This window comes from Methylobacterium oryzae, assembly GCF_036441375.1.
Lineage (GTDB): Bacteria > Pseudomonadota > Alphaproteobacteria > Rhizobiales > Beijerinckiaceae > Methylobacterium > Methylobacterium oryzae_A.
On the sequence record NZ_MLCA01000015.1, the window covers coordinates 170,188 to 186,901 of the forward strand.

Below are 16,714 nucleotides of genomic sequence, written 5' to 3' on the forward strand. Positions count from 1 at the left end.
CGCCCGGGCGCTCAGGCGGAGACGAGGTCTGCCGTCGCCCGGGACCCGTCCTGATGTCTCAGGCTCCAGCTCCCCGCCTCGTGGAACACCCCGAAGACGTCCGGCGCGAAGACGGGATGCTCGATGTGGAAGCGGCCGCCGATCTTGGCCGCGAGCAGGCGCTCGAAGCCGCGCTGCCGGACCACCATCGAGACCGTGTAGGTGTCGGCGGTCAGGGTCAGCGGCGGCGTCAGCAGCTCCACCTCGCCCTCGCCCGAGAGGGCGGCCAGACCGGCGCCGTCCGCCTGCGTGCTGAAATTGCAGCAGAGCAGTTCGTCGGACCGCGTGATCGAGAACAGGACGTGCGGGTCTGCGACCGGCTCCGCGGCGCTGTAGCGGGCCCGGATCCGCATCCGCTCGCCGTGGCGGAACAGTGTCCGCGGCGCGCCGGATTCGTCGGTGATCGTCACGTCGCTGATCTTGACCGGCAGGTCGCCGCTGTCCGGGCGGAACCACGCGGCGTCGGCGAGATAGCTGTCCCGCTCGTAGTGGGTCAGGCCCGCGTCGGTGGGACCGTCATAGGCGACCCGGCCGCCCTTGATGTAGATCACCCGCTCGCACATGGTCTTGATGCTGAACATGTTGTGCGAGACCAGCAGGATCGTCGAACCCTTGCCCTGGAGGCGCCGGGCGAAGTCCATGCACTTGCGCTGGAAGGTGTAGTCGCCCACCGCCAGCACCTCGTCGAGGAGCAGGATGTCGGGCTCGAGATGCGCGGCGACCGAGAAGGCCAGCCGGACATACATGCCGCTGGAATAGCGCTTCACCGGCATGTCGATGAAGTCGCCGATCTCCGAGAACGCGACGATCGCGTCGAACTTCGCGGCGATCTCCCGGCGGTCCATCCCGAGGATCGAGCCGTAGAGGAAGATGTTCTCGCGGCCGGTCAGCTCCCGGTGAAACCCGGTGCCGACCTCGAGCAACGCCCCGACCCGGCCCTCGAGGCGGATCCGGCCGGTGGTCGGCGCGGCGATCCGCGACAGGAGCTTGAGGAGCGTGCTCTTGCCGGCGCCGTTGAGGCCGATGATGCCGACATTCTCGCCGTGCCGGATACCGAAGCTCACCTCCTTCAGCGCCCAGAAGCTCTCCTGCGACGGGCGCGCCTCGGAGCGCCGGGTCAGCAGGCCGCGGACGCCCTCGCTGAGCGCGTCGCGCAGCGAGTTCTGGTGCGCGGCGCGCGGGGCGCGCCAGTACTGCTTGCCGATATCTTGTACGCTGATTGCCATCGACATCAGATTACATCCGCGAAGGAGCGCTCCATGCGCTGGAAGAAGATCAGTCCGCTGACGAGCAGGGCGAGCGCGGCCGTGACCGAGACCGCGACCGCGAAACAGTCGGGCGGCGTCCCGCCCAGGATGGCGAACCGGAACGCCTCGATCAGGCCGACCATCGGGTTGAGCGCGTAGAGCCAGCGCACCGGGGCGGGCACGATGCTCGACGCGTAGACGATCGGCGAGGCGTACATCCAGATCTGGATCAGGAACGGCAGCGTGTGCTTGACGTCCCGGAAGCGGACGTTGATCGGCCCGAGCCAGAGGCTCACGCCGAGGGCGAGCATCGCCGTGACGATCAGGGTCGGGACGGCCAGCACGAGGTGCCAGTCCGGCACCGCTCCGTACCAGAGCATCAGGGCCAGCATCACCGCGAGGGCGATGGCGAAATCGACCATCGGCGACACCACCGTCGCGAGCGGGATGACCAGCCGCGGGAAGTAGATCTTGCGGATGAGTTCGGCCTCCGCCACGAGGCCGTTGGCGCTGCGCCGCACCGCCTCGGAGAAGTACGTCCACAGGACGACCGCGCTGCCGGCGAAGAGTGCGTAGGGCGCGCCGTCGGTGGGGATCTTGGCGAAGTGGCCGAAGATCACCGTGAAGATCAGGACGGTGAAGAGCGGCTGCGCGATCGCCCAGCAGGCGCCCAGGGCGGTCTGCCGATAGAGGACTTTCAGGTCCCGCAGGATCAGGACGCGCAGGAGCCCACGATACTGCCAGAGGCCAGCGGCGTCGAAGGCGATGATCCGGTCGTCGGGCGCGATCTCGGTGACCCGCAGGGTCGACGGATCGGTCCGCTGTTCGGCCGGCCCGCATTCCGACGAGCCGAGGGCAAGCGCATCCAAAGATTTCATCATTCGAGGCGGTCCCGCATGACGCTCTGAGCCCGGCATCGAGCTCGCGGGATCCGGTGCGAATCGGAAGTTGAGCCGGCCGGCCGTCCCGCCGGAACGGGCTATCATCGCGGTGAGGCGGTCAGAATTACACCTTTCGTCGTATCTGTGCGGCCGACTGAAGTGGTGGTTGTGATCAACGACGGTAATCGTAGCCAATCACGACAAATGAGACCCCGGAGGCGCGCCGCGCGGCGCCCGCCTCCGTCCGGGACGACCGGCTCTGATCGGCCGGCGACCGGGCCCGGGTTTCGGGAGAACCGCCATGCAGGACCCCGTGAGCGCCGCCGGCGCTCCGCTCGTGACGATCGCCATGCCGGCCCTGAACGAGGCCGCGCACATCGCCGACGCCATCGCGTCGGTGCTGCCCGACCGGGACGCGATCGCCTGTGAGCTGCTGGTTCTGGACGGCGGCAGCCGCGACGACACCTGCGCGATCGTCGCCGCCCTGAGCGCCCGGGATCCGCGCATCCGGCTCGTCCACAACGAGCGCCGCATCCAGGCGGCGGCCATCAATCTCGCCGCGCGGCTGGCGCACCCCGCCTCCGCCTACCTGGTCCGCGCCGATTGCCACGCCGTCTATCCCGAGGGCTTCGTGCAGAACCTCGTCCGCACGATGCGCCTGCGCGAGGCCGTCTCGGTGGTCGTGCCGCTCAGGACCGTCGGGGTCACGCCGCTGCAGCGGGCCATCGCGGCCGCGCAGAACAGCCGCCTCGGCAACGGCGGCTCGGCCCACCGGCAGGGCGGCATCTCGGGCTACGTCGCCCACGGCCACCACGCGGCCTTCGACCGGCGCGAGTTCCTGCGGGTGGGCGGCTACGACGAGACCTTCACCCACAACGAGGACGCCGAACTCGACCGGCGGCTCTGCGCGGCGGGCGGGCGGATCTACCTCGCGGCCGAGCTCGCGATCACGTATTTCCCGCGCGCCTGCCTCGTCAGCCTCGCGCGGCAGTACCTCCTCTACGGACGCGGCTGCGCGCGCACCCTGGAGAAGCACGCCAGCCTGCCGCGCCCGCGCCAGATCCTGCCGGCCCTGGTCCTGCTCTACGCCGTCGCGGCCCTGCCCCTGGCGGTTCTGATGCCCGCCCTGCTGATCCCCCTGCTGCTCTATGCCGGAGGCTGCGCCCTGAGCGGCCTCGCCCTCGCGCTCAGGGCGCGGGAGCCCGTCCTGGTCATGAGCGGTCCGGCGGCCGTCACCATGCACCTGTCCTGGGCGGTGGGCTTCCTGTCCTATCCGGGCTACCGGCGGACCCTGCTCCGGGCGGCCCTCCGCCGGAAGCCCTTGCTCGGCGTCCCGCCGGGATCCGACGCGGCGCGCGTCAACTGACCGGGTGAGGCCTCGTCGGTCGCGTCCCGGCACGGTCGGGCGCGGCCGAGGCATGTCAGAAGGCCGACGCTCTCTCGCATCCGTCGCCCCTTGGCCCCTCGGGGCGGTGGTCTCGCGCGGCCAAGGCGACTATCGACACGCGCAACGATCCGGCCGCGCAGGGCCCGGAGACCGGCCGCGCGCGGCGCGCGGCAGCCCAGGAGAGTTGTGACCGTGCCCGACAGTACCCCGCGTCCCGTGATGCTCGTGATCCTCGACGGCTGGGGTCTGCGGGACGAGGTGGCCGACAACGCCGTCCACCATGCCAAGACCCCGGTCTTCGACGCGCTGATGCGGGAGCGTCCCCGGGCGGAGCTGAAGACCTTCGGCGCCGACGTCGGCCTGCCGACGGGGCAGATGGGCAATTCCGAGGTCGGCCACCTCAATATCGGGGCGGGCCGCGTGGTCCTGCAGGACCTGCCGCGGATCGATGCCGCGGTCGCCGACGGCTCCCTCGCGCGGAACCCGGCCCTGATCCGGTTCATCGAGGCGCTGCGCGCGTCGGGGGGAACCTGCCACCTCGTCGGCCTGCTGTCGCCCGGCGGCGTCCACGCGCACCAGGACCACGCGGTGGCGCTGGCGCGCGTGCTGACGGCGGCCGGGATCCCGGTCCGGCTCCACGGCTTCACCGACGGGCGCGACATGCCGCCGCGCTCCGCCGCCACCTGCATCGCCGACGTGGCGGCGGCCCTCCCGAAGGGCGCCCGCATCGCCACCCTGTGCGGCCGCTATTTCGGGATGGACCGCGACCGGCGCTGGGAGCGCGTCCAGAAGGCCTACGACGCCCTCACGGAGGCGCGCGGGACCCGGTTCGAGCGGGCCGGGCAGGCGGTCGCCGCGTCCTACGCGCAGGACGTGTCCGACGAGTTCATGCGGCCCGCGATCATCGGCGACTATGCCGGCATGCGGGACGGCGACGGCATCCTGAGCTTCAACTTCCGCGCCGACCGCACCCGCCAGATCCTGGAGGCGCTGCTCGACCCGGCCTTCGCGGGCTTCGAGCGCGCGCGCACGGTCCGCTTCGCCGCCGCCCTGGGGATCGTGCAGTACAGCGTCGAGATCGACGCCTTCGCCGAGACCCTGTTCGGGGCCCTCGACCTGCCCAACGGTCTCGGCGAGACCGTGGCAAGGGCCGGGCGCGCGCAGCTGCGCATGGCCGAGACCGAGAAGTACCCGCACGTCACCTACTTCATGAACGGCGGCCGCGAGGAGCCCTTCGAGGGTCAGGACGCGGTCCTCGTCCCCTCTCCGAAGGTCGCGACCTACGACCTGCAGCCGGAGATGTCGGCGCCGGAACTCACGGACCGCGCCGTGGAGGCGATCGGCTCCGGGCGCTACGACCTCATCATCCTGAACTTCGCCAACCCCGACATGGTCGGCCATACCGGCAGCCTCACGGCCGCCGTGAAGGCGGTGGAGACCGTCGACGCCTGCCTCGGCCGCGTGGTCGAGGCGGTGACGGCCCAGGGCGGGGCGCTGCTGGTGACCGCCGACCACGGCAATTGCGAGATGATGCGCGATCCCGAGACCGGCGAGCCCCACACCGCCCACACGCTGAACCCGGTGCCGGCCATGCTGGTCGGCGTGGACGGCGTGTCCCTGGCCGACGGCCGCCTGGCGGACGTGGCGCCGACGCTCCTCGACCTGATGGGACTGGACCAGCCGGCCGAGATGACCGGCACGTCGCTGATCCGCCCGCGAGGCCAGGGCTGAGGGTCGGCGGCACGCCGCCTGCACTGCCCGGGCTGTCATGCGCGCCGTCCCTGCGTTACCTCCCGCCACGGGGCCGGTCTGTCCCAGCGTGGTGCGAGGTCGTGGTGCGTCTGACCGGTTCTAGGACATGATTGCCCGGCACAGCCTGATCTATGTCGGCTCCCGGGGCTTCGCGGCCGCCCTGAACATGGCCTCCGTGGCGGTGTTCACGCGGCTCGCGCCGGTGGAGAGCTACGGCACCTACCTGTACGTCCTGTCCTGGGCGCTGGTGCTCTACGGGGCGACCTGCCAGTGGCCGAAATTCGCGTTCTTCGCCCTCTACGACGAGGCGCGCGAGCCCGCGCAGGTCGGCACCGTGGTGCGGATCCTGGGCGGCACGCTGCTGCTCGCCGGGCTCGGCAGCGCGCTGGCCGCCGCCCTCGGGCTGATGCCGGCGCGGATGGCGGCGGCGATCCTGGCCCTCGCCTTCGGCACCACGCTGTTCGAGGGCTCCACCGAGATCGCCCGCACCCGCCTGCGGGCCGGAGCGGTGGCGGCCTCGGTGATGAGCCGCGCCGTGCTGATCCTGGCCCTCGGCAGCCTGGCCCTGCACCTCTCGCAGGATCCCCTGCACCTCGCCTTCGCGGTGGCGGCCGCGAACGCGCTGGCCTCGCTCCCGGCCGCCGCCACGATCGCCCCGATGATGCCCGGTCGCGGCAGCCGGGCGGAGGCCCTGCGGCTGTTCGCCTACGGCTGGCCGCTGGTGCTCTCCTTCGGGACGGCGGCGCTCGCCCAGAGCCTCGACCGGCTGATCATCGCCAAGACGGTGGGACCCGCGGGGCTCGGCGCCTACGGGGCTCTGGCCGACTTCCTCAAGCAGAGCTTCATCGTGTTCGGTGAGGCGATCGCCCTGTCGCTGATCTCGATCGCCAAGCGCGAGGCGCGGGTGGGCGGTATGGCGGCGGCCTCCGGGGTGCTGCGCGACGCCGCCCGGGCCATGACGCTGATCGCGGCCTTCGGGGCGGTGTTCTTCCTGTGCTTCGACGATCTGGTCGTGGCCGTGCTGCTCGGCCCCGACTACCGGGCCGAGGCGCGCGAACTCGCCCCGGTGCTGATCCTGGCGAGCATCCTCATGATGTTCCGCGCCTACTATTTCGGGCAGGTGATCTACTTCGCCCGCTCCAGCGGGCTGGAGGCGGCCGCCGCCTTCGCGACCCTCGCGACCGTCGCCGCGCTGTCGCTCCTGCTGATCCCGCGCCTCGGCGCCGCCGGGGCGGCGCTCGCCTTCGCGGGCGGACAGAGCGCCGCCTGCCTCGTGCTGGTGCTCGGCGCCCGCCGGACCGGCACGACGATGCCGCTGCCGCTGGCCGAGCCGGCCTACGGACTCGATCAGGCTCTCGATCGTCGGGCGGAGACGCTTGCGCGCCATGCGGTCACCTTCGGCAGAAGCGTCTCACGCCAACCCGGACGCGGTTGGGGGCGTTCCGGATCCGATCCATGCGCGGAACCGCGCCCGGACGCCACTCCGGAGCCGTCTTCGCGCGCGCGGCGAAGCGAGGTCGCGTTCCTGCGCGCCGCCCTCGCGGATCTCGGCGCGGCGGACGGGGTGCGCATCGCGCGCCTGCGCCGGGGCGACCGGCTCCTGGCCTCCCTGATCCTGCCGGTCACCGGCGGGGAGGCCTGGGTTCTGAAGATCGCCAATGACGAGACCCGGCCGGAGACCGCGCCGGGCGTCCAGCTCGTCCACCGGCTGACCGAGGCGGTGGCCGCGGGCGACTGGCCGATCGAGCGGATCGATTCCTGCGCGCCGCCCGGCTTCGCCCTCGGCAGCACCTTCTGGACCGAGCGCCGGCCGATCGCCCACCTCCTGGTGGAGGCCGGGCGCGATCCGCTGTTCCCGGTGGCCCGGACCCTGGAGCGGGCCCGGGAGCGCGTCGCCCGGGCCCGCCTCACCATCCGAAGCGGGCGATCTGCTCCAGCCGCGCCCGCGTTGCCGCCGCGTCGCGGCCCATGACGGCGATCCGGCCGGACAGGTCGTAGCAGGTCGCGCAGAAGGGCAGCTGCAGCAGCGTGACTCCGTCGTCGCGCGCCCGGGCGACGGAGGCGATCAGGCAGGGCAGGACCGGCTCGTGGGGCGGCCCGGCGAGGCAGTCGGCCCGGGGGCTGCCGAAGGCCGGTCGGTCCGGCCAGGTCAGCAGGAGCGTGGTGCCGCCCCGTCGGTCGGGGGCCGGCGGCAGGGTGTAGCTGCGCAGGAACAGCGCGCAGGCCGCGACGAGCAGCACCGGCAGGATCAGGGCAGTGCGCATGGGCGGAGTCCGGTCGCCTCAATCCCCCTCGTCGAAGCGCGTGCGATAGAACACCTCGCGGCCGGCGCCGTCGATCACCCGGACGGCCTGGGCCGGCTCGCCCGCGCGCTGCGGCACCCGGGCGCGGGCGAAGAGGCGCAGGGCCCGCTCCTGCGCGCTCTCCAGGCTGCCGACCCGCACGGAGATCCGCGTCTGGATCTCGTCCGGCTCCGGTCCGAGGACTTCGATGTGGAAGGTCTCGCGCAAGGGAATCCGCCTGATCGAGGGGCTTTCATCGCTGGATATCGGGATCCGGCCGTCGGCCGCCATAGCATGTTCCGGTCCGGTGTCGGCCCGGATCAGCCCGACCGGCAATCCGGAAGGCGCGCCACGCACCCGGTCCTGGCGCCGTCCGACGGCTTCGCGCCGCGCGGGTCCGGGTCGCGCGGCCGCTCTCGGCACGAAGTCCAATTGCCCCGCGCCCGGTCCCGGCTCTAAGAGGGCCGCTCCGACCGAGGAGACACCGCCGGAGGAACCCCGTGGACCCGCTCAAGGCCGCCGCCGCGACGCTTCTCTGCCTCGCCCTGTTCTGGCTGGCCTTCCGGCTGACCCGGCGCCTGGTCGATCTCGCCATCGCGGGGGGCTACGCCGAGGAGCGCCGGCGGCTCGCCGAGGAGGAGGCCGCTCAGGCCGAGGCGGGCGCCGTGCCGCAGGCCTCGGCCATCCGGGCGACCCCGGCGAGCTTGGCCGCGAACAGGGACCAGTCGTCCGCCTCGGCGATCGGCGCCCACAACGCCTCCACCTCGTCGATCAGGAGCGTGCAGGGCGCCTCCGCGAAGTAGGGATGGTCGAGCCGCGCGCCCGGCGCGGGCGCGAGCGGCTCCAGCGCGGTCCGCACCGGCGCGAAGGCGTTGGACCGGTACTGCGCGGCGGCCGGCCCGGCCTCCGCCCGGGCGGCGCTCGCGAGGCCGCCGTACCAGTCGAAGAAGAACCGCTCGAAGGGCGCCCGCGTCTCCGCGAGGAAGCGCCAGACCGCCGAGACCAGCCGGTCGGTCTCCGGCCGCGGCGCCGCGGCGAGGCCGAGCCGGCGGAACAGGGCCTCGGCGAACGCCTCCTGCAGGGCCGGCCCGAAGCCCGAGAGGGCGGATTCGAGGCGCGCCTGGGGCGCCAGCGTCAGCAGGCACTCGGCCAGCCGGCTGAGGTTCCAGAACAGGGCCTCCGGCTGGCGTCCGAAGCTGTAGAGCCCGGTCTCGTCGAAATAGGCGGCCGTGAAGTCCGGGTCGAAATGCGGCAGGAAGCGCCAGGGCCCGTAATCGAAGCTCTCGCCGGTGACGTTGATGTTGTCGCTGTTGAGCACCCCGTGGACGAAGCCGGCCGCCGCCCATTGCGCGCCCATCCGGGCGACCCGGACGACCACGTCCTCCAGGAAGGCGACGCCCCGATCCTCCAGGCTGTCGCGCCAGAGTTCCGGCCGGTGGGTCGCGATCGTGTGGTCGAGGAGCCGGGCGATGTTGTCCGGCTCGCCGAGCGCCAGGAAGCGCTGGAAGCTGCCGATGCGGATATGGCCGTGGGACAGGCGCACCAGCACGGAGGAGCGCGCCGGTGAGGGCTCGTCGCCGCGCACGAGATCCTCGCCGGTCTCGATCAGGCTGAAGCTCTTCGAGGTGTAGACGCCCTGCGCTTCCAGGAGCGCGGTCGCCAGCACCTCGCGCACGCCGCCCTTGAGGGTGAGCCGCCCGTCGGCGCCGCGCGACCAGGGCGTGGTGCCGCTGCCCTTGGTGCCGAGGTCGAGGAGGCGCCCGTCCAGGCGGTCGTGCAGCTGCGCGAACAGGAAGCCGCGGCCGTCGCCGAGGTCCGGATTGTACGAGCGGAACTGATGCCCGTGGTAGCGCAGGGCCAGCGGCGTCTCGAAGCTGCCCGGCAGGGGCTCGAACCGGCCGAAATGGGCGATCCACGCCGCGTCGGAGAGCCCGCCCAGGCCGACCCGTTCCGCCCAGGCCCGGTTGCGGTAGCGCAGGATCGTACGCGGGAACCGGGCCGGCGTCACGGGATCGAAGAAGGCGGGCCCGAGATCGGCGTGGCGCCGGGAGGGCGTGAAGGCGGTGTCGTCCATGCGGCGGCGCGTCTCTCCGGTCGGGGGGCAGGACCTCGTTCTACCAAGCCGGCGAAACGGGATCCGTTGCCGACCGCCTCCGCGCTCCGCGGCCTCGGGGCGGCGCGCGGTCGCGATCCCGGCCCGGGCCGGGCGCGGTCAGCCCACCTGCCGCAGGGCCTCGCCGGCGATCATCGCGGCCGCCACCGCGACGTTGAGGGAGCGCAGGCCCGGCCGGATCGGAACCACGATCCGGGCGTCGGCCGCCGCGTGCACCGCCTCCGGCACGCCCGCGGATTCGCGCCCGACCATCAGGCAGTCGTCCCGGCGGAAGGCGAAGTCCGTGTAGGGCACGGCGCCCGCCGTGGTGGCGAGGACGAGCCGGATCCCGGCCTCGGCCCGCCACGCGCCGAAGGCCGCGAAGGAGCGGTGCCGGGTGATCGCCACGTGGTCGAGATAGTCGAGGCCCGAGCGGCGCAGGTGGCGGTCCGAGACGTCGAAGCCCGCGGGCTCCACGATCTCCACCGCCAGCCCGAGGCAGGCGGCCATGCGCAGCATCGTGCCGGTGTTCTGGGGGATGTCGGGCTGGTAGAGGGCGAGGCGGAGCATGGCGCCGGCCTTGTGCGGAGCGGAGGCCCCGTCGTCAAAGGCAAGCGGGGCGTCGGCCCCGTCGTCAAAGGCAAGCGGGGCCGACGCGCAGCCGGCAAACCGCGGTGCCGGCCCCGGCCGGCGGCGAGTGCCCGCGGAACTTAAGCCCCGCCAGAACCTTGAGGCGGCGCCACCCCCTGTGCGGCCCCCGTCTGAAAGACCTGCCCCGATGCGCACCCCGCTCCTCGCCTCGGCCCTCCTGCTGGCCGGCCTCGCCACCGCCTCGGCGCAGACGGACGGCACCAAGCCGGACGGCGGCACCGCCGCGACCCCGGTCCCCGCGGCGCCCGCCACCATGGCCGACAACCTGCGCCCGACCTTCGTGGCCCAGACTCCCGACGACATGGTCGCCAGCAAGCTGATCGGCTCCAGCGTCGTCAACGGCGCCAACGAGACGATCGGGCAGATCGCCGATTTCGTCCTCGACCAGAAGGGCGCCGTGAAGGCCTGGATCATCGGCGTCGGCGGCTTCCTGGGGATCGGCTCGAAATACGTCGCGGTCGACCCGTCCGTACTCAAGCTCGACCGCACCGACGGCAAGACCCTCCAGGCGCGGATCGACACGACCAAGGACCAGCTCCGGGCGGCGCCGGAATACGTCTATCTCGGCAAGGAGCCGCCGAAGGGCGCGGCCCCGGCGAGCCCCGCGGGAGAGCCGGCGCAGAAGCCGTAACGGCCGCGCCGGCCCGGCGCCGGGCGGCCGGCGACCTCGCGCCCGCTTGCCTCCGCGCGCCGTTGTGTGCTGTGCCGGCCTCCCCGGAGGTCGGAACCCGTCCCATGCGCCGCGCCCTCGTCCCGCTCCTCGCCTTCTGCCTCGGCCTCATCGGCCTCACCGGGGCGGCGGTGTTCGCGTTCCTGCCCGACAAGGCGCCGGTGGGCGTGCCGAGCGTCGGCGGCCCGTTCACGCTGGTGAACCAGGACGGGCGCACCGTCACCGAGCGCGACTTCGCCGGCGCGACGCACCTCGTGTTCTTCGGCTTCACCCACTGCCCGGACGTGTGCCCGACCACCCTGCAGCAGATCTCCGACGTGCTGGCCGCCCTGGGACCGAAGGGCAAGGCGATGCGCGTCGCCTTCGTCACGGTGGATCCCGAGCGCGACGACCCGGCGAGCCTGAAGGCCTACCTGTCGAGCTTCGACCCGCGCATCACCGGCCTCACCGGCGCGCCCGAGCAGGTCACCGCCACCGAGAAGGCGTACCGGGCCTACGCCCGCAAGGTGCCGGCCAAGGGCGGCGACTACACGATGGAGCACACCGCGCTCGTCTACGTCATGGACGCGCAGAACCGGTTCCTCGGCGCCCTCGACCTGACCCGGCCGGCCGACGAGGTCGCCGCGCAGCTCGCCAAGAAGATCTGATCCGGCGAAGCTCGTCCGGCCGGCGGGACGCTACAGCGTCATCCCGGCATGGAATCGGTCGGGGGAGAGCGGCAGCAGGAACTGCACGCCGAACCCGCCCTCGAAGTAGCGCACCAGCCGGCCCGGCGTGCTGCCCACCGTGACGGCGGCGCCGAGCGGCAGCGGCACCGGGCAGGAGATCGCCACGCCCGACATCGAGATGTCGATGAGGCGCGCCCTGATCTCGCGGACCCCCTCGACGCGCAGGACCACCGCCGTGTTGGTCGGCACGAGGCGCTCGTGCGAGCGTCCCTCCGGCAGGCCCAGCATCTCGCGGTTCGCCAGCCAGGTGAGCTGGGAGGCGAGCTTGTCGCGCTTGCGCGACGTGGCGTTGAGCTGCACCGCGAACCCGTCCGAGCAGGTGCGGGCGATGACGCCCTCGATCCGGCCGATATGCTCCAGGTAGAGCACCACGCGCTCGCCGACCTCGCCCTGAACCGCGCAGGTCAGGCGCACGCCGCCGGGCGACATGTCCACGGTCTGGCAGGGATATTCCCGGCGGTCGGCCAGCATGTAGCGGCCGAGCACGGCGACCCGCACGCGCTGGTGGCGGCGCTGGTCGGCGGCACCGCGCGCCGGCACGGCGGCCATGCCGCGCAGATCAGTTCCAGCGGTGGCCTCGACCGCGATCATTCCGAGATTGGTCCTGCACCGGGATAATGGCCGGTGCAGACTAGGCTCGGACTGTTACGAAACCCTTTTTTCCTGCTCCGCGGTCTATCGGCCCTGTAGAAACATCCACTGTCGAGCGCCGCATCCCCGTGCGCGATCGACTTGCGCGCCGAAGACTTCCTCGGGCACGCGCGGTGATTCGATCCAACTGGCCGGCGCGGCCCGGACAGAACTTCGGACCAATACGGTTCTCAGGCGCGCCCGCCGGCGTGGACGAGCAGGTGTCCGTGGCGCACCGGACCGGGGTAGCCCGCGCTCGTGCGCAGGGCGGTGCGGGCGGGCGGCACCGGCTCCGTCCGGCGGCTGGGCAGGATCCGCAGGGAGGTTGTCTCGGCCTCCACCAGCGGGCGCAGGCCGAGCCAGTGCGGCGCGCCGTCGAGGCTGAGGGTGCCGAGGGCGCGGACCTGCGTCCGGCCGCGGTGGCGCAGGGGCAGGAGCAGGAGTTCGAGATCCGCCGCCTCGCCGGCCGCGTTGGTACCGCGCAGGCCCGCCACGACGCCGAGGGTGTCGCTGGCCACGATCTCGACGATCCGCCAGGGATCGGTCGCCCGGGAGCCCCACAGCCGGGCGAAGGGCTCGCCCTTCAGCTCGCGGCCGTACAGGGCGCAGACCCGTGTCCCCGCGAGCCGGATGCTCGCGGAGCGGCTCGGCATGTCGAGCTCCAGGATCAGGCTGTCGGCGAGAAGGTGCCGGATCTCGCCCGGCTCGATCTCGGCGCGTTCCGGCGCGGCCCGTTCTCCGCGCAGGCGCTCCCAGTAGGCATGGAGCATGCGGCTGGTGGGATGCTTCATCGGTGTCCCGATTCTCAACGCCTGTGGTTCATCCCCGGATCATTCTGGCACATCCGCGGGGATGCGACCGGCCGATCCGGGCGTTCACCGCGTCCGGGCGCACGGGCCGTGCCGGCTCCCGCACCCGCGCATCGCCGGTCCCGCCGGCGACGCACCGGGCGGGGGGTAGCGCGTCGTGGCCGGCGACACAATCGTCGCACCCCGCCGGGCGCGCCGAGGCTATCCGGGACGGATCCGGGATGAAGACGGGGCGGTGCGGTGTAACGGACCGCGATCCGTCCGGTCTTTGCGAGCTTCAATACGTCGCCGGGGCTTGCCCGATCGCGCCGCGCCCCGACATGGTGCCGCGATGGATGCCTCCCCCGACTTTCCGCGGCAGAGCCGCGTGCCCGTGTTCAACATGCCGGGCATCGTCACCGCGTCGATCGGGCTGCTCCTGGCGATCCAGGCGGTGCGCGAGTTCCTGCTGCCGGACACCTGGGACATCCGCCTCGTCCTCGACCTCGCGCTGGTCCCGGCGCGCTGGACCCTCTGGTTCGACCCCGGCCGGGCCTCCGAGGTGATCCGCGCCGCCGCCGATACGGGCGATCCCGGCCTGGAGGCGGCCCGCGAGGCCTTCGCCCGCTACATCGTGGGCGAGCACGCGCTCCAGCCCTGGACGCTCGTCACCTACGGGCTGCTGCACGGCTCGTGGATGCACGTGATCTTCAACAGCGTCTGGCTCGCGGCCTTCGGAGCCCCGGTGGCGCGCCGCTGCGGCGCCCTGCGCTGGTGCGCGCTCGCGCTGGCCGGCACGGCGGCCGGCGGACTTCTCCACATCCTGATCGACCCGCTGAGCGCCGGGCCGCTGGTCGGCGCCTCGGCGGGGATCTCGGCCCTGATGGCCGCCGCCGCCCGGTTCGTGTTCCAGCCGCCGGTCTCGGGCTACGGCGCGCCGGCCTGGCAGGTGCCGCCGCCCCGGCCCGCCGAGACGATCCCGGAGCTGCTGCGCAACCGCACGGCGGTGTCGTTCCTGGTGATCTGGCTCCTGACCAACCTGCTCTTCGGCCTCGTCAGCGTGCCGCTCGTCGGCGAGAACGCCGCCATCGCCTGGGACGCCCATCTCGGCGGCTTCATCGCGGGCTTCTTCCTGTTCCCCCTGGTGGATCCCCGGGAGCCGCGCCGGCACTGAGCTCCGGCGCCCGTCACGGAGCCCCGGCGCCCGGCACCTTGCCATCCGGCCGGATCGGTCACACACTCGCCACAATGTGAACGAGCCGGGCCAACCCGGCCGAGAACGCCATCAGGGCGCCGCGGGCTGACGGCGCACCGGACGCGTCACATAGGGAGAGAGCCATGACCGTCGCACGCATCCTCGCCGAGAAGGGCAGCTCCGTCGTCACCGTGGGGCCCGACAAGACCCTCGATGAGGTGATCCAGATCCTCGCCGACAAGCGCATCGGCGCCCTCGTGGTCGCCCACGCCGACGGGACAGTGGCGGGCATCATCTCCGAGCGGGACATCATGCGGGCGCTCGCCCGGCACGGGGGCTCGGCCTTCGACGCGCCGGTCTCGGCGCACATGACCACCGCGGTCACGACCTGCGGCCGGAGCGCGACGATCGAGGAGGTCATGACCCTGATGACCGACGGGCGCTTCCGCCACGTGCCGGTCTGCGAGGACGGGCGGCTGGTCGGCTTGGTCTCGATCGGCGACGTGGTGGCGCGCAAGATCGCCACCGTCGAGGCCGAGCACCAGGCCCTGCGCGACTACATCACGATGGCGTAGGCGCGCGAAGCCTCGCGCTTCTCTCGCCCTCCGCCTCCGGGCCTCGCCGGTTCAGGGCAGGCGGCCGGTGCCGGAGCGCGATGGGCTCCCTCTCCCGTGCGGGAGAGGGGGCCCGCGCCCCTTCGCGTCGACGGACGAGCGGCCCGGCACCTCAAGCCCGTGTCACCCGCGGCCCGTCTCACGCCTTCGCGGGATCGAGGGTGACGTGCCAGAGGTCGGTATCGGCCGCGTCCTTGAGGGTCACGGTCATCTGCTCGGTGACGCCGTCCACCGCGACGTGGCCGAAGAACTGGTAGCCGGCGGCCGGCGACAGGTTCACCTGCCCCTTGTCGGGCGCCTTCACGTAGCGCAGCTGCGGCCCGAACGTATTGTCCAGCGCGTTCGGCCCGAAAGTGCCCGCGTGCAGCGGCCCGGAGACGAACTCCCAGAACGGCTCGAAATCCTGGAACTGCGCCTTGTCGGGGTCGTAGTAATGGGCGGCCGTGTAGTGCACGTCGGCCGTGAGCCAGACCGTGTTGCGGATCTCCGCGCTCTTGATGAAGCGCAGGAGGTCGGCGATCTCCAGCTCGCGCCCGAGCGGCGGCCCGTCGCCCTGCGCCACCGCCTCCGAGCCGAAGTTGCGGTCCACGTCGTAGGTCACCACGAGGCCGAGCGGCATGTCGGCGGCGATCACCTTCCAGGTGGCGCGGGACTCGAGCAGCGCCCGCTTCAGCCACGCGATCTGCTGCGGCCCGAGGAAGTAGGATTCGGGCCCGTATTCCGTCTGCCGGTTCTCGCCGTTCGGCCCCCGGTAGGAGCGCATGTCGAGCATGAACACGTCGACCAGCGGACCGTAACCGATCTTGCGGTAGACCCGGCCGGGCTCCGACGGCTCGAAGCGCATCGGCATGTACTCGTGGAAGGCCTTCGCGGCCCGCAGCTGCAGCGCCAGGACGTTCGGGTCGGCGTACTTCTTCTTCAGGTGCTCGGCCCGGGTGAGGGGCTCGCCCGGCCACCAGTTGTTGGTGACCTCGTGGTCGTCCCACTGGGCCAGGATCGGCACGGCGGCGTTCATCGCCAGCACGTTCCGGTCGGTGAGGTTGTACTTGTGCCGGCCCCGGAACTCCGCGAGCGTCTCGGCGGGCTTGGCGACCTCCTCGGTGACCCGGTTGCGCCACAGGCTGCCGTCGGGGAGCTTCACCTCGGACTGGATCGGCCCGTCGGCGTAGATCGTGTCGCCGGAATGGATGAAGAAGTCCGGCCGGTTCTTCAGGATGGCGGAATAGATCGTCATGCCGCCGCGGGCCTCGTCGATGCCCCAGCCCTGGCCGGCCGTGTCGCCCGACCAGCAGAAGGAGACCGAGCGCCGGTCCGCCGGCGCGGTCCGGAACCGCCCGACCTGGGCCGGCCCGACGATGATCGGCGCGGCGACGTCCTCCAGGCGGACCCGGTAGAACACGTCTTGTCCGGCCGGCAGCCCGGTCAGCGCCACCTTCACGGTGCCGTCGGTCTCCGGCAGGGCGTCGGCGAAGACGCCGCCGCGGATATCGGCGAAGCTCTCGGTCGTCGCCCACTCGACGATCGCCCGGGCTGGCCGGTCGGACCGGGCCCAGACCACCGCCGAGTCGGTGCCGACGTCGCCCGACTGGAGGCCGTGGGTCAGGAGCGGCCGGTCGGCGGCGCGGCTCAGGCCCGGCCGCCCGAGGCCGGAGGCCAGCCCGACGAGGCCCGCGCCTCCGGACAGCAGGATCTGACGGCGACTCGTATACATTGGAGGTCCTCCAGCATGCACGGCGCCCATCGCAGGCGGCCACGACA

16 protein-coding genes are annotated in these 16,714 nt (G+C 72.5%); 7 read left to right on the forward strand and 9 right to left on the reverse strand.

Features of this window, described 5'->3' with window-relative positions; genetic code table 11:
• Positions 1-11: 11 nt before the first annotated feature.
• Positions 12-1,271 (reverse strand): ABC transporter ATP-binding protein, encoded by a 1,260-nt coding sequence (locus MOTC310_RS28865; protein ID WP_331304250.1) that lies wholly within the window; start codon positions 1,269-1,271, stop codon positions 12-14.
• Positions 1,271-2,164 carry an ABC transporter permease gene (locus MOTC310_RS28870; RefSeq protein WP_331304289.1) on the reverse strand — a complete coding sequence of 298 codons (894 nt, stop codon included), beginning with the start codon at positions 2,162-2,164 and terminating at the stop codon, positions 1,271-1,273. The genes MOTC310_RS28865 and MOTC310_RS28870 overlap by 1 nt, the downstream gene beginning before the upstream one ends.
• A 304-nt stretch (positions 2,165-2,468) precedes the next feature.
• Between MOTC310_RS28870 and MOTC310_RS28875 the strand changes: the two genes are divergently transcribed.
• The 3 genes from MOTC310_RS28875 (at position 2,469) to MOTC310_RS28885 (ending at position 7,278) form a co-directional block, all read left to right on the forward strand.
• Positions 2,469-3,533, forward strand: coding sequence for a glycosyltransferase family 2 protein (locus tag MOTC310_RS28875; RefSeq protein ID WP_331304251.1), 1,065 nt, complete (start codon positions 2,469-2,471; stop codon positions 3,531-3,533).
• Between the two features lie 240 nt (positions 3,534-3,773).
• Positions 3,774-5,285, forward strand: a complete 1,512-nt coding sequence (gpmI, locus tag MOTC310_RS28880) for a 2,3-bisphosphoglycerate-independent phosphoglycerate mutase (RefSeq protein ID WP_331304290.1) — start codon at positions 3,774-3,776, stop codon at positions 5,283-5,285.
• 127 nt (positions 5,286-5,412) lie between these two features.
• Positions 5,413-7,278: a GNAT family N-acetyltransferase gene (locus MOTC310_RS28885; RefSeq protein WP_331304252.1), complete on the forward strand. Its 1,866-nt coding sequence runs from the start codon at positions 5,413-5,415 to the stop codon at positions 7,276-7,278.
• Here the strand turns inward: MOTC310_RS28885 and MOTC310_RS28890 are convergent.
• The 4 genes from MOTC310_RS28890 to MOTC310_RS28905 form a co-directional block, all read right to left on the reverse strand.
• Positions 7,214-7,570: a hypothetical protein gene (locus tag MOTC310_RS28890; RefSeq protein WP_331291759.1), complete on the reverse strand. Its 357-nt coding sequence runs from the start codon at positions 7,568-7,570 to the stop codon at positions 7,214-7,216. The two genes, MOTC310_RS28885 and MOTC310_RS28890, sit on opposite strands and share 65 nt — an antisense overlap.
• Before the next feature lie 18 nt (positions 7,571-7,588).
• Positions 7,589-7,816, reverse strand: coding sequence for a hypothetical protein (locus MOTC310_RS28895; protein WP_331291878.1), 228 nt, complete (start codon positions 7,814-7,816; stop codon positions 7,589-7,591).
• A 418-nt stretch (positions 7,817-8,234) separates the two neighbouring features.
• A complete protein-coding gene (locus MOTC310_RS28900; protein ID WP_331304253.1) occupies positions 8,235-9,662 on the reverse strand; it encodes a protein adenylyltransferase SelO in 1,428 nt (475 codons plus the stop codon).
• A 138-nt stretch (positions 9,663-9,800) separates the two neighbouring features.
• Positions 9,801-10,250: a tRNA (cytidine(34)-2'-O)-methyltransferase gene (locus MOTC310_RS28905; RefSeq protein ID WP_331304254.1), complete on the reverse strand. Its 450-nt coding sequence runs from the start codon at positions 10,248-10,250 to the stop codon at positions 9,801-9,803.
• 208 nt (positions 10,251-10,458) lie between these two features.
• On the opposite strand from MOTC310_RS28905, the gene MOTC310_RS28910 reads away from it, so the two are divergent.
• The gene (locus MOTC310_RS28910; RefSeq protein ID WP_331304255.1) at positions 10,459-10,962 is read left to right on the forward strand and encodes a PRC-barrel domain-containing protein; all 504 of its coding nucleotides are present in this window, start codon (positions 10,459-10,461) and stop codon (positions 10,960-10,962) included.
• Positions 10,963-11,066: 104 nt separating this feature from the next.
• Positions 11,067-11,648, forward strand: a complete 582-nt coding sequence (locus tag MOTC310_RS28915; RefSeq protein WP_331304256.1) for an SCO family protein — start codon at positions 11,067-11,069, stop codon at positions 11,646-11,648.
• A gap of 30 nt (positions 11,649-11,678) precedes the next feature.
• Here the strand turns inward: MOTC310_RS28915 and MOTC310_RS28920 are convergent, their stop codons facing one another.
• Together MOTC310_RS28920 and MOTC310_RS28925 are read right to left on the reverse strand one after the other, a co-directional pair.
• Positions 11,679-12,320 (reverse strand): PilZ domain-containing protein, encoded by a 642-nt coding sequence (locus tag MOTC310_RS28920; protein WP_331291754.1) that lies wholly within the window; start codon positions 12,318-12,320, stop codon positions 11,679-11,681.
• A 230-nt stretch (positions 12,321-12,550) separates the two neighbouring features.
• Complete coding sequence (locus MOTC310_RS28925; protein WP_331291752.1) at positions 12,551-13,150, reverse strand: PAS domain-containing protein; 600 nt, start codon at positions 13,148-13,150, stop codon at positions 12,551-12,553.
• Between the two features lie 349 nt (positions 13,151-13,499).
• Between MOTC310_RS28925 and MOTC310_RS28930 the strand changes: the two genes are divergently transcribed.
• Together MOTC310_RS28930 and MOTC310_RS28935 are read left to right on the forward strand one after the other, a co-directional pair.
• On the forward strand, positions 13,500-14,321 hold the full coding sequence (locus MOTC310_RS28930) for a rhomboid family intramembrane serine protease (RefSeq protein WP_331291751.1): 822 nt from the start codon (positions 13,500-13,502) through the stop codon (positions 14,319-14,321).
• 164 nt (positions 14,322-14,485) lie between these two features.
• A complete protein-coding gene (locus MOTC310_RS28935; RefSeq protein WP_331291750.1) occupies positions 14,486-14,917 on the forward strand; it encodes a CBS domain-containing protein in 432 nt (143 codons plus the stop codon).
• Between the two features lie 178 nt (positions 14,918-15,095).
• On the opposite strand, the gene MOTC310_RS28940 is transcribed toward MOTC310_RS28935, so the two are convergent.
• Complete coding sequence (locus MOTC310_RS28940; protein WP_331304257.1) at positions 15,096-16,667, reverse strand: alkaline phosphatase D family protein; 1,572 nt, start codon at positions 16,665-16,667, stop codon at positions 15,096-15,098.
• Between the last annotated feature and the right edge of the window lie 47 nt (positions 16,668-16,714).